This window comes from Neobacillus niacini (assembly GCF_030817595.1).
Lineage (GTDB): Bacteria > Bacillota > Bacilli > Bacillales > Cytobacillaceae > Neobacillus > Neobacillus niacini_G.
Genome location: NZ_JAUSZN010000001.1, coordinates 4,429,239 through 4,442,238, shown reverse-complemented (window position 1 = coordinate 4,442,238; position 13,000 = coordinate 4,429,239). Strand labels below are relative to the sequence as shown.

Genomic DNA, 13,000 nt, shown 5'->3' with positions numbered 1-13,000 from the left:
CTAGGATACATTTGGAGGTGAAAAATGAAAGAGCGTTCTGACTCACTTACATTAATGGGCTTAATTGCTGCCCAAAGCAGGCTGCCTGCCAAACATCCAATGATTTCTGTGATTGCATCAAAACAATCCATCCTTGAGGCTGGAATTGGCGGTGAGCAGCAGGTGGCAGATGTTCTTGGAAGGTATCGGTTTCCATTCAGAAATAACATTTTCCACGATTTATCACTTTCTTTCAAATTGACCACTTATTGAAAACACCCCATTACGGCGTCGTTTTAGAAACCAAAAACTTAGCAGGCAGTTTAGAATTCAGGGATAACCCGCCACAGCTTATTCAAAAGCGAGAAGACGGACAAATCAAATATTATGAAAGTCCAGTCGTTCAATTGGAGCGTAATATAGAACTCTTTTCCGCATGGTTATCCGAGCGGAATATTGATTTACCTCTATATGGCGCTATTGTATTAGCCTATCCGAAGCAACATGTGGACATTCCCCCTGCCAATACTAAGATACTATTCCCGAACCTGGTCCCTCCTTTTATCAAAAGCCTTCCACGAGAAGGAATGGGACTGGATACTTCTTCATTTAACTGGTTATCTGCTGAACTAATTAGGTGTCATCAAACCTACATTCCCAAACCCGTTTGTGAATCTTATCAAATTCCGGTTAGTGCTATTAAACCAGGGGTGAGGTGTGTATCTTGTGGGAACATTGGGATGAATAAAATACCAAGATCGTGGCACTGTCCAGTTTGTAAGGTGACCAATCATCTAGCTCATGAGCAGACTCTGAACGAGTGGTTTTTGGTGGTGAAGAGGACGATTACCAATCGGGAGTGCCGTGAGTTTTTGGGGGTGGATATCCACACTGCTAAGCGAATCTTAATGGGTATGGATTTGATAACCTCTGGCACATTCAGAGATAGGTCGTATAGAATGGATTTCCCCCAAAAAAGGTAATATTGTACTTGGTGTGCTAGTGTTGCTGGTCATCCGCCAGTGTTTCTTGCTATACGCCAGTATTTCTCGCCATCCGCCAGTATTTCTCGCCATCCGCCAGTGTTTCTCGCCATCCGCCAGTGTTTCTTGCTATACGCCAGTATTTCTCGCCATCCGCCAGTATTTCTCGCCATCCGCCAGTGTTTCTGCCATCCGCCAGTCTTTCTCGCTATCCGCCAGTGTTTCTCGCCATCCCCCAGTGTTTCTCGCTATCCGCCAGTGTTTCTCGCCATCCGCCAGTCTTTCTCGCTATCCGCCAGTGTTTCTCGCCATCCGCCAGTCTTTCTCGCTATCCGCCAGTATTTCTCGCCATCCGCCAGTGTTTCTCGCCATCCGCCAGTATTTCTCGCCATCCGCCAGTGTTTCTCGCCATCCGCCAGTATTTCTCGCCATCCGCCAGTGTTTCTCGCTATCCGCCAGTGTTTCTCGCCATCCGCCAGTGTTTCTCGCTATCCGCAACTAATCTCGGCTATCCGCCAATATTCCAACCCAGAATACCTATTTTCATCAACCCCAATCTCCCATTTCCTCCCAACCTCATCAACGTGCTATTATTAGGTTGTAAAAATGATAAGGGGAGTGCTGCAAAAGTGAAAAACGAAATCATTGAGAGATTTACTTCCTATGTGAAGGTGGATACGCAGTCGAATGAGAGCAATGAAAGCTGTCCTTCTACACCTGGACAACTCACGTTAGCCAACATGCTGGTTGAGGAGTTAAAGTCAATTGGAATGCAAGAGGTGACGATCGATGAAAATGGGTATGTGATGGCAACCCTTCCTTCCAATACCGACAAGGATGTACCAACGATCGGGTTTTTGGCTCACGTCGATACTGCAACCGATTTCACTGGCAAGAATGTGAATCCGCAAATCATTGAAAACTATGATGGGAATGATATCCCTCTTAACCCAACCGTCACCATGACAACGAAGGATTTCCCTAGCCTGCCAAGCTATAAAGGGCACACGTTGATCACTACGGATGGTACCACACTGCTGGGTGCCGATAACAAAGCCGGCATCGCTGAAATCATGACCGCAATGTCTTACCTAATCCAACATCCAGAAATTAAGCATGGTAAGGTTCGCGTTGCGTTCACGCCGGATGAGGAGATTGGCAGAGGTCCGCATAAGTTTGACGTAGCAGCATTCAACGCCAAATACGCTTACACTGTCGACGGTGGCCCACTAGGGGAGTTAGAATACGAAAGCTTTAATGCGGCAGCTGCTAAAATTACAATTAAGGGCACCAATATCCATCCAGGTTCAGCAAAAGATAAAATGGTGAATTCAATGAAGATTGCCATGGAATTACATAGCCAGCTGCCAGCCCTGGAAGCACCAGAACATACAGAAGGTTATGAAGGTTTCTTCCATCTGATTTCCTTCAACGGTGATGTCGAGCAAACGAAAATGTATTATATTATCCGTGATCACGACAAAGAAATCTTCGCAGCGAGAAAAAATAGAATCGAAAGCATTGTCGACATGCTCAACGAAAGATACGGCAAAGATACCATCCTACTAGAATTAAAAGATCAATATTACAACATGGGTGAAAAAATCAAACCAGTTATGGAAATTGTCGACATTGCCCAACAGGCCATGGAAAACCTTGATATCAAACCGCTCATTAAGCCAATACGCGGCGGTACGGATGGCTCACAGCTTTCTTATATGGGTCTCCCGACTCCGAATATTTTTACAGGCGGAGAGAACTTCCACGGTAAGTATGAATTTATTTCAGTGGATAATATGATTAAAGCAACCAACACTGTCATTGAAATAGCAAAGCTTTTCGAACAAAAAGCATAAAATTAAGCCCAACTATTTGGTTGGGCTTTTACATTTGGTAGCGATCCAATATGGAAAAGAAATCTTTTAAAAAGTCATAAAAAAGTCTGACCGTAGGGAGCATTTTGCGTTCTCGCGGAATAATGACCCCGACCGTACGGCTCACCTCAGGTTCAATAATTGGTACCTTTACAGTTGAACGAGGGAATCCGTCCACCAGCGTGATTTCCGGAATGAGTGTGATCCCAAGGCCTGCTGAAACCAAACCCTTTATCGAATCAATATCTACTCCCTCAAAGGACACCTTCGGCTGGAAACCAAGCTGTTCACATGCTTGTACGATAATTTCCCTTAATATATATTCCTTTGGAAACAAGACAAAGGATTCTTCATGCAGTTGACTTAATTTTATCGCTGACTGTTTGGCCAAAGGGTGACTAGAAGGTAGGAGTGCGACAATATTATCTGTAAATAATGTAAATAATGTTGTCCCCACTATCTTCTTCTCGTGTTTTGGAACAGGCCCGATTAATGCCATATCGAATTCACCATTCATAACCCCCTCAATCAGCTCTTTATATGTACTCTGTTTTAGTTGAAATTTGACTTGAGGGTAGTGTTCACGAAAGGCAGATATGGAGGTAGGAAGTGTATACGCAGCCAAGCTGCTTGGAAATCCTATACGAATTGTCCCTTTCATGGGGTCTAAGTATTCCTTAATTTCTCGTTGTGCCTCGTCAATTACCTTCACCGCTTGTTCCATATGCTCTAGAAACATCTGCCCAATCATCGTCAGTTTGACGTTTCGTCCCTCGCGGATGAATAAATTAACGCCTAGCTCATTTTCGAGGTTAAAGATTTGCCTACTTACAGCCGATTGTGCGACGTGCAGTGCGGTTGCGGCCTCGGTAACATGCTCGCGTTTCGCTACTTCCATAAAGTATTGAATCTGTCGTAATTCCAAAATGCTCACCTCGATTCATCTCATTATGAGATGAATGTTATCTATTATTAATATTGTTAAGATTATTATTTAATTATAGAATATTGGTTATTAATAATCTAATTATTTAAAAAAATAACTTCCCAATAAAGAGGTGGATAGCTTGAAAACAATTGAACAGTTAAAACATGATGCACAAGGCACAGCACTTCAATATGTGGACGAAGTGTTTAATAAAGTTGTATGTAGAAATGCTTATGAATCTGAATTTCACCAAGCAGTTAAGGAAATCTTTGACTCCCTAATTCCTGTTTTTGCGAAACATCCGAAATACATGGAGCACAATATTCTTGAAAGAATCGTAGAGCCTGAAAGAGTCATTTACTTCCGTGTTCCTTGGGTCGATGATAAAGGGCAAGTTCAAGTAAACCGCGGCTTCCGTATACAGTTTAACAGTGCAATCGGACCTTATAAAGGCGGATTACGCTTCCACCCATCCGTAAATGCCAGTATTATTAAATTCCTAGGTTTTGAGCAAATCTTTAAGAATTCACTAACTGGTCAGCCAATTGGCGGAGGTAAAGGCGGATCTGATTTTGATCCGAAAGGCAAATCAGATAATGAGATTATGCGCTTTACACAAAGCTTTATGTCTGAGCTTTACAGACATATTGGACCTGATGTCGACGTCCCAGCAGGCGATATTGGTGTTGGTGCACGTGAAATCGGTTATATGTTCGGACAGTATAAGAAAATCCGCGGTGCTTATGAAGCAGGCGTGTTAACTGGTAAAGGCCTTGGATACGGCGGTAGTTTAGGACGAACAGAAGCAACTGGTTACGGTACTGTTTACTTTGTAAACGAAATGCTTGCTGACAAAGGTTATAGCTTTGAAGGAAGCACGGTTGTGGTTTCTGGTTCAGGAAATGTTTCCATTTATGCGATTGAAAAAGCAACGCAATTAGGTGCAAAGGTAGTTGCCTGCAGCGATTCTAATGGATATGTTTACGATCCATCCGGCATCAATCTTGAGACTGTTAAACGAATTAAAGAAGTAGAACGTAAGAGAATCAGCGAATATGTCCTTGCGCATCCAGAAGCACAGTATTATGAGGGCTGTGCTGGCATTTGGTCAATTCCTTGTGATATTGCGTTACCATGTGCAACTCAAAATGAAATTGATGAGGAATCTGCAAAAATCCTCGTTTCTAATGGTGTAAAAGCTGTTGGAGAGGGTGCTAATATGCCATCCACTCTTGAAGCAGTTGAGGTATTCTTAGAAAACGATATTTTATTTGCCCCTGGAAAAGCAGCTAATGCTGGCGGTGTTGCCGTATCTGCGCTTGAAATGGCTCAAAATAGCCAAAGACTTTCTTGGACATTTGAAGAAGTGGATGCAAAATTGCACCAAATTATGATCAACATCTATCGTAACAGTATGAATGCTGCCGAAGAATACGGCTATCCAGGCAACCTGGTTGTCGGTGCCAATATTGCAGGTTTCTTAAAAGTAGCAGACGCAATGATTGCACAAGGTGTAATCTAAATAGCAAGGGTGCCCCGAAAGCGGAGCACCCTTATTTTATGCTGTCTTCTTAAGCCAATTCCTGCCTTCAACCATTCTTGAAACCATCATCCCCGCAACATTATCGCCGCTTGCGTTCAGCATCGTTGCAGGCGGGTCAATTAACGTAGAGATCGCGGCAATGATTGGCAGCGCCTCAGGAGGAAACCCAAATAAACTTAAGATTAACATTTCCCCGATCATACCTCCGCTTGGAATAGCTCCCATCACTGCTCCAACCAAAAGGGAAACACTGATAATCAAGAAAAAAGTGCCAATTCCTGTGTTATTCATATCAAAGATTCCAAACAGGAATACAATCTTCAACACACCGCCGATAACAGAGCCATCTTTATGTAAGGCTGCCCCTAACGGAATTGTTGTATCACGAATATCCTCTTTGATTCCCATTCTTTTCGAAGCTTCTAGATTAACTGGAATGGAAGCAGCACTCGAACAGGTAGCCAGCGCCGTAATGGAGGGAGCCAGCATATTGCTCCAAAACACTCTAATTCCTTGTCCCTTACCTGCCATAAACGCATATATCGTAAACGCCACAAAGAAATAGACAATTGAAGCCACATAATAGGTGATACCGGCTTTAATATAAGAGCCTAATAGAATCGGACCGTACTGACCAACTAAAGTTGCAAAATAAGCTCCTAGACCAATAGGTGCTAGATACATGATTAAAGAAACAACCTTCATCATTACTTCTGAGCCTGAACTTAAAAAACTCGTAAAAGGCTTTCCGCGTTCTCCAACTGATTGCGCGGCGAACCCAATTAGAATGGATATCACGATAAGCGCCAACATATTGCTTCGTGAGAATAACTCAACAAAGTCAGGTACAGTAAAGGTTTTGACTATTTGTGCAACTGGATTTAGCTCTTCGGCTGCTTCCGGTTTTACCAGTTTTAGGCTTACGCCTTCCCCAGGGTTCACGAACTTAACTACAAAGTACATATAAATCGCTGAAACAAGGCCAGTAAAGAGGAAGGTTCCAAACATCCAGCCAAGAATTTTCCCTAACCTTTTTGCTCCATTCATATTTGCTATAGAAGAGGAAATCGTAAAGAAAATAAGTGGAACAATGATCGTAAATAATAAATTTAAAAAGACATCACCGATCGGCTGGAGAATCACGGCGTCTTCCTCCATAACTAATCCGATCATAGCGCCAATGAGTATCGTTAGTAATAAAATTACAGGAAAACGATAATTTTTCATTTTTTAGGTACTTCTCCTTTTCCATACAAATAAAAAGAAATTGTTTGTTCACTATATCACTTTCTATTATATGATTTATAACTTTATAGCAGATAGGGAAATTTTTATATTCTACTTTAAATTTCAAATAGATTAAAAATAAGATAATTCTTTTTCTATGTTATAATTAGCTTTACTTCATTTTTATAAAATAAAGGGGGAAATAGGATGGAAATTGGTTTAGTTTCCATACTTGGTTTGGGATTTGTTCTTGGTATCAAACACGCTATTGAGCCGGATCATGTTATTGCTGTATCCACCATTGCCAGTCAAAGTAAAAAGTTACTGCGTTCGTCTTTAGCTGGTGTGTTTTGGGGGATTGGTCACACTGCAACATTATTTATTATCGGAATAATCCTTATTCTTATGAAGGGTGAAATTCCGGAAAAATGGGCGATGTCATTAGAATTTTTAGTAGGAATTATGCTTGTTTACCTTGGTATTACTACGATTCTTTCCTTTAAAAATATTCATTTACATAACCATGAACATAATGGCGAGTTACATAAACATGTCCATTCTCATGACCATATCGGCACACATGACCATTCCCCTCAGAATAAAAAAGTTTCCTACCTAAAATCTATGTTAATTGGTTTAGTTCATGGTCTTGCAGGAAGTGGTGCAATGATCGTTTTAACCATGAGTACAGTAAATAGTGCGTGGGAAGCAGCTGTTTATATCCTGATTTTTGGAACTGGAACTGTAATCGGGATGCTTTTCTTTACTACCTTAATTGGAATTCCGTTTGTGTTTAGTGCGAAAAAATTCAGTTTAAATAGGACCCTTACTCAGTTTACAGGTGTAATTAGTACTGTGTTTGGTATCTATTACATGTACAACTTAGGCGTAACTGAAGGTTTATTTAAACTTTGGATTCAATAAAAATATGGACCCTATACATGGGGTCCATATTTTTTTACTTATTCATACTGGCTAGAAATCCACCCAGCAGGTCATCTAAATCAGGCTCTTCCTCAACCTTTTCTTCTTCTATCAATGGTTTGGCATTTTCCCAATCAAACTCATCTAAATCATCATCCATATCGGATAAATCGATAGAAGCAGCAATTTCCTCTACAGTACTATCGCTCTCTGTATAGGAGTTGATTTCAGGTTTCTCAGGAAATATCTCTTCTTGCAGGTATAAAGCTTCATCAATATCAACAGATCTGCTATTTAAACTTGCAAGCAGAGAAGTAGAACGAACAGGATCAGATATTAATTGATAGATAATACTCCCTAATAACGCCTCAGAATGCTCGTGCTTCAACCAGTCACGTTGTGCTTTCGTCAACTTTTTCGGCAGAGGAACGGTAATTATTTCTCGCTCCCTTGCACTTACGTTACCGACACCTTCCATCACAAACTCAGCAATTTTGCTAGAAAAATTTCTTCTTTCGGTTTCCTTTAATTTTTGCAGCTGCTTAATTAAATGGTCAGGTGTATCAGAAGGGACCCGGAAGGAAATCGCCTGTCCCCGCTGAATTTCATTCGATCCAGCTTTTTTCATTTTATCACCCTATTAATTCGTAACAGGTTTCTTAGGTTGTTCAGCCTTTGGTTTCTCTGTTTTTCTAACGTAATCCATGATGAGTTTGTAATAAGCATTTGCCATCATCCAAATACTCTCTTTTTCATCTTCAAAGAAATCAATATTAAACCCATCGAGATTATTATTTAATGTTTTAAGATAATCCTTTAATACGGTTGCACCACCGCCAACAAAGTAGCAAATTTCTGTTTGGGAGTTCTTTGACCAAACATTTCGTAATAAACGATATTGTTTCTTTGCTAAATCTAATAAGATGCGGTCAGTAATATCGTGAACACTGGTCCTGCTCCCTTTAACCATGATATGATTTCGGTCGTTTTTCTTCGTGATGATATCAACAACATCGCGGCGGCTGTCTAGTTCAACACCATGCTTTGTCCTAATTTCTTCACGGATTGCTTCCAATGATTCTGAAACCCCAAGATTAAAGCCTTGCGCTTTATCATCATCGACATTTCTATTTTTAATAACGGCAATATCTGTTGATAATCCACCGATATCTTGAATCAAGATACGCTTATCGATTAACTCCTTATTAATGATTTTTAAGTTATTATCCATAACTAGGTTAATATAGGCAGCAAAGCCTTCAGGGTATACTTTTATTTCATCAAACTTGATGTTTACTTTTAAACCTTGGTATTTAGGTGTTACAAGAAACTCTACTTGGTGAACAGAACCGATTAACTTCGAGCGGTAGCCAGCATCCTTACCTTCCTTAACTTCACGAAGAGGGAGGCCCGTTCCAAGTGTGTAGTTAGCATCAATTACGTTTTTCGTTTGACGGAAATTATTCTTATTTCCTTCCTTCACCGCGTCCAATGCTAATGTAGTAAAAAGAAGAACTAAAGTTTGGTCTTCCTCAGACTTGCTGCTGCCAGGATCTAGTTCTGTTCCATTAGGACTTTTTGTTGCGAGATTACCAACACGGTAAATAGCATTGTTATCCTTCAAAGCAGGGGAGTGAACTCTGATATGAATGCCATCAAGGGGATTTTTGTCATCTAATTCTTCGATTCCAATTACAGGGCGATCTTCAGTATCTCTGGCAATAATATTAGGGACATTAAGTTCATATTCCATTTCTCCAAATATCGCCTTAATTGAATCATTCCCAACATCAACAGCTGCAATTCTAGTATTATTCAAAATTGTCATCCTTCCATTCTCTTATTTTAGATGTTAATGAAGATATGTATCTAACATTCTACTTTTAGATTATAGGAGATTGATAGATTGTTCAATCATGAAGTCCAAAAGAAATCAAAGTGTAAAATTGTAAACAATACGTAATCGTTGTACACGCTTCTGTATACAATGTATACAAAACCGTACACACAGCTATATACCAGCATGTGTACAGGTTTGCATACATGTAAACATTTTTGTAAACGCGATGTATACAAGATTGTAAACAAGTTTACATATTTCGTATACAAAAAATAGACCCTCAATCGAAAGGTCTATTACAGCTCTCTACGTTTTTTTACCTACTTCTGTTACAGCAAAGGTTCGTACCATGTACTTAATGTTCGGCCTTTCGGAGCCTTAACGCGGACCAGTCTTCGTCAATGTTGTTTTGCTGAAGTAGCTAAAGCAGCCTTCTTCAGAGAGAATATCCATAACTGTTTCGCGGCTGCAAGCATTCCCTTTATGGGATACTCAATGATTTCCTTTGATATTATCAGAGCCAAAGTAAACCATCCTCTTTCACATAAGTAACCGCATTTTTTTCATGTAATGGAAGTTTATGAGTACTTGTTCCATATTACTGAGAAATATCATACATCTCCTGTTCAACCGCCTAAAGGACTTCACCTTCAAATGCGCTCTAACCTCAGCATATGCTTCTGGTACATTAATGACTAATAACAGCTGCTTCAATACTTGAAGTTTAATAAATTGTTTTAATTAATTCCTTAAACAACGCTGTCAATTCTATGCACAAGGCTCTACACCAGCATGTGTACAGTTTTATAAACGCGTAAACATTTTTGTAAACGCGATGTAAACAACCATGTAAACATGTGCACAATTAACGTAAACACGTAAACGTTTTTTGTAAACAAAAAAAATAGACACTCATACTAGAGAGTCTATTCCTGCTCCGTACGTTTTTTACCTACCTCTGTTAAAGCAAAGGTTCGTACCATTTTCTTAATTTTTTCAGGTTTTCGGAACCTTAATGCAGACCAGTCTTCATCAATGGCAATTTGCCGGACTGGCTCAAAGCCCTCTTCAGAGAGCATACCTGTTACCGTATCACGGCTGCAATCAGATCCTTTATAGGTTTTTGAAGATTTTTTAGGGTAGCATAGCCACAGTAATCCATCCTCGCTCACATATGAAACCGCTTTTTTTGCATGTGATTGAAGTTCTTGATTACTTGTTCCAAACACTTGCACAAATTCATACTTCTCAAGCCCAGCCTGTTGATGGACCTCCCCTTCAAATGCTGCCTTAACATCGTTATAAGACTGTGGGGCATTGATAACTAATACCGGCTGTCCTTGATCCTTAAAATTTAGCTTTTTTAACAAAGGTGCTGCTTCTGTCATTCATAAACCTTCCTCTCTATCTATATACCCTCTACCTTAGCATAGACGTTTTATCAGAGCATTATAATATTATCTAGAAACATCCTATAACTTCAGTCTATTACTCAAAAACTTTTATCACAAAATAATGCTAGAAATCAGGAATTTCGCCTCCCTAAATATATAACAAAATTAAGTCTTTTATCCCTCTTCTATATCTGACAATTCTGATATATTATAATTCTCAAATAATTTTAGGAGTGACGCTCATGTTAAAAGTACTATCAAAAACCGGTCTAACTCTAGCATTAGCAGGAAGTATTGTTGCAGCAGGCTTTCAACCTACTGAAGCTCCATCCGCAACAAAAGGTACATACAATCTAAGTCCAGCTGATTTTGTTGGAGCTGCTCCAGAACTAGCTGCAAAGGCAAAGGAACTAGGAGTCGATTTATCAAAAGTTGACCCTGCAGAGAAGGCTAATATAGGAACGAAATTCCAGGAGCCTGGTGATAACCACGTAGCGTATAAAGCAGCTACAGGAGATGTACCTGTTCTAGTAATCCTAGCAAAATATAAGGATGGCGATGAGCCTGTTGGTGACCTAAAAGGACAGGTTCCTGCTCATTACTATGAAGACTTAATTTTTGGTACAGAATATAATCCATATGGTTATGAAGCATTCAAACAATATGCTGAATATAACGGAGTTAAGGCTCCAACAGATCGCACCATGCAAAATGCCTATAAAGAATCAAGTAATGGCAGAGTTAATTTAGTTCGCAAGGAAAACACTGAATTTGTATGGGTAGAACTTCCTAAAGGGGCTTCATATTATTTAGACCAAAAAGGAACTTATGCTGAGAATGGTAAATACGTACTAGGTAACGTAAACGGAGATGCTCATACTGGTGAATTCGTCCGTGACCTATTAAAAGCTGCTGACGCACAAGTAGATTTCTCAAAGTATGCTGAAAACGGCGAAGTTCCAAACGTTTTTGTTATTCACGAAGGAACAGGAGCTGAGTGGAGCCAAGACCCAGCACAATTCTGGTCCCACAAATGGAGTTTATTAAGTGCATTATACTATGGTAAATACTATGAAACTGGTAAACCAGCAGATGTTCATTCTGGAATGAGTCAAAGTGCTTGGATCAATAAAACCGTAAAAGAAGATATGACATATGATGGTGTTGTCGTTGACAACTATAATATTCAGCCAGCTATTGGCGGAAACGTAGCAGGGTTCAATCTAACAACTGGAAGCTATGATGAAGCTTCTAAAACGGGTCCATATCCTGCACAAGCTGGGGTATATGCTCATGAATTTGGCCATGCTTTAGGTTTACCAGATTTCTATGATACTGTATATACTTCTGAAGGTGTTGGAAACTACTCAATGATGGCAGGCGGTTCATGGATGCGTTATCCAGACAATAACGCCTACTCTGGTAACTCACCTACTCACTTTGATCCATTCTCAAAAGTTTTCCTAGGATGGGCAGAGCCAAAAGAAGTTAAACCAACAGATGGAGTCAAAGAAATTACCTTACCACCTATTAATAAAGCCAGTGCTACAAATGGAATCGTAAAGATGGAGGTTCCAGGTTCTAACGGAACAGAGTATTTCTTATTCGAAAACGTACAGCAAGATGGATTTAATAAAGGCTTAATTCGCCAAGGTACAGATTCTCACGGATTATTAGCATGGCATGTCGATGAAAACATCTTAAACTTATATCAAACTGCCGGCTTCCGTCCTAACAACGTTGAAAACTGGATGAACAAACGATTCCAGTTTAATCAGTCACAAACAGCAAGTGACGGCACTGTTGTTACCCATTATGGTTTATCCCTACTTCAGGCCGATGGAAAATATGAATTAGAAAAGAACCTAAACCGCGGTAACGCTGGAGACTTCTTTAAGACAGGTGCAAAGATTACTCCAACCTCTTCTAATGTTCATACTGGTTCCTACTACTTCTGGAAAGGCTATAGCGCCACTCCAGCCGACTCTGGAATTCATGTAACCGATATTAAAGAAAACGCTGATGGTTCTATCACTGCTAAGTTCTACTATAGCTTTAATGAAGCTACACAAAAATAATATTTTACAAAGACCTGAGTTCAACTGGACTCAGGTTTTTTCCTTACCTTATAGTTGGACACCCCTTTATTTTAACTTTTTTGTAAAATATTCCAACTATTCCTCGAAGAATGTTGTCGTTTTTGGCATTATTACTTCTATTTTTGTAAGTAGTTATTTTAATATTTACAATATTCAATCAAAATTATATCATCATATTACACTACTATATTCTTAGGGACTCGAACCAT

At 39.8% G+C, this 13,000-nt stretch carries 13 protein-coding genes; 7 read left to right on the top strand and 6 right to left on the bottom strand.

What is annotated here, in order from left to right:
- Positions 1–24 precede the first annotated feature (24 nt).
- From QFZ31_RS21095 to pepT, 4 genes are all read left to right on the top strand, one after another.
- A complete protein-coding gene (locus QFZ31_RS21095; protein ID WP_307306555.1) occupies positions 25–252 on the top strand; it encodes a hypothetical protein in 228 nt (75 codons plus the stop codon).
- A complete protein-coding gene (locus QFZ31_RS33860) occupies positions 249–962 on the top strand; it encodes a nuclease-related domain-containing protein (RefSeq protein WP_373459870.1) in 714 nt (237 codons plus the stop codon). Before QFZ31_RS21095 ends, QFZ31_RS33860 begins: the two co-directional genes overlap by 4 nt.
- Before the next feature lie 22 nt (positions 963–984).
- The gene (locus tag QFZ31_RS21090) at positions 985–1,464 is read left to right on the top strand and encodes a hypothetical protein (protein ID WP_307306553.1); all 480 of its coding nucleotides are present in this window, start codon (positions 985–987) and stop codon (positions 1,462–1,464) included.
- Positions 1,465–1,591: 127 nt separating this feature from the next.
- Positions 1,592–2,818, top strand: coding sequence for a peptidase T (gene pepT, locus QFZ31_RS21085; RefSeq protein WP_307306550.1), 1,227 nt, complete (start codon positions 1,592–1,594; stop codon positions 2,816–2,818).
- Between the two features lie 28 nt (positions 2,819–2,846).
- On the opposite strand, the gene QFZ31_RS21080 is transcribed toward pepT, so the two are convergent.
- Positions 2,847–3,761 (bottom strand): LysR family transcriptional regulator, encoded by a 915-nt coding sequence (locus QFZ31_RS21080; RefSeq protein WP_307306547.1) that lies wholly within the window; start codon positions 3,759–3,761, stop codon positions 2,847–2,849.
- Between the two features lie 142 nt (positions 3,762–3,903).
- Between QFZ31_RS21080 and gdhA the strand changes: the two genes are divergently transcribed.
- Positions 3,904–5,286, top strand: a complete 1,383-nt coding sequence (gene gdhA / locus QFZ31_RS21075) for an NADP-specific glutamate dehydrogenase (RefSeq protein WP_307306545.1) — start codon at positions 3,904–3,906, stop codon at positions 5,284–5,286.
- A 36-nt stretch (positions 5,287–5,322) separates the two neighbouring features.
- On the opposite strand, the gene QFZ31_RS21070 is transcribed toward gdhA, so the two are convergent.
- On the bottom strand, positions 5,323–6,534 hold the full coding sequence (locus QFZ31_RS21070) for a dicarboxylate/amino acid:cation symporter (RefSeq protein WP_307306540.1): 1,212 nt from the start codon (positions 6,532–6,534) through the stop codon (positions 5,323–5,325).
- 207 nt (positions 6,535–6,741) lie between these two features.
- Here QFZ31_RS21070 and QFZ31_RS21065 point away from each other — a divergent pair, with 207 nt between their 5' ends.
- Positions 6,742–7,458, top strand: a complete 717-nt coding sequence (locus QFZ31_RS21065) for a sulfite exporter TauE/SafE family protein (RefSeq protein ID WP_307306538.1) — start codon at positions 6,742–6,744, stop codon at positions 7,456–7,458.
- A gap of 34 nt (positions 7,459–7,492) precedes the next feature.
- Here the strand turns inward: QFZ31_RS21065 and QFZ31_RS21060 are convergent, their stop codons facing one another.
- The 4 genes from QFZ31_RS21060 to QFZ31_RS21045 form a co-directional block, all read right to left on the bottom strand.
- Positions 7,493–8,086, bottom strand: a complete 594-nt coding sequence (locus QFZ31_RS21060) for a hypothetical protein (protein WP_307306536.1) — start codon at positions 8,084–8,086, stop codon at positions 7,493–7,495.
- Positions 8,087–8,098: 12 nt separating this feature from the next.
- Positions 8,099–9,277 (bottom strand): ParM/StbA family protein, encoded by a 1,179-nt coding sequence (locus QFZ31_RS21055; protein WP_307306533.1) that lies wholly within the window; start codon positions 9,275–9,277, stop codon positions 8,099–8,101.
- 419 nt (positions 9,278–9,696) lie between these two features.
- Complete coding sequence (locus QFZ31_RS21050) at positions 9,697–9,822, bottom strand: hypothetical protein (RefSeq protein WP_307306531.1); 126 nt, start codon at positions 9,820–9,822, stop codon at positions 9,697–9,699.
- A gap of 402 nt (positions 9,823–10,224) precedes the next feature.
- On the bottom strand, positions 10,225–10,686 hold the full coding sequence (locus QFZ31_RS21045) for a DUF3052 domain-containing protein (protein ID WP_307306528.1): 462 nt from the start codon (positions 10,684–10,686) through the stop codon (positions 10,225–10,227).
- A gap of 248 nt (positions 10,687–10,934) precedes the next feature.
- On the opposite strand from QFZ31_RS21045, the gene QFZ31_RS21040 reads away from it, so the two are divergent.
- Positions 10,935–12,770 (top strand): M6 family metalloprotease domain-containing protein, encoded by a 1,836-nt coding sequence (locus QFZ31_RS21040; RefSeq protein WP_307306524.1) that lies wholly within the window; start codon positions 10,935–10,937, stop codon positions 12,768–12,770.
- Positions 12,771–13,000 lie beyond the last annotated feature (230 nt).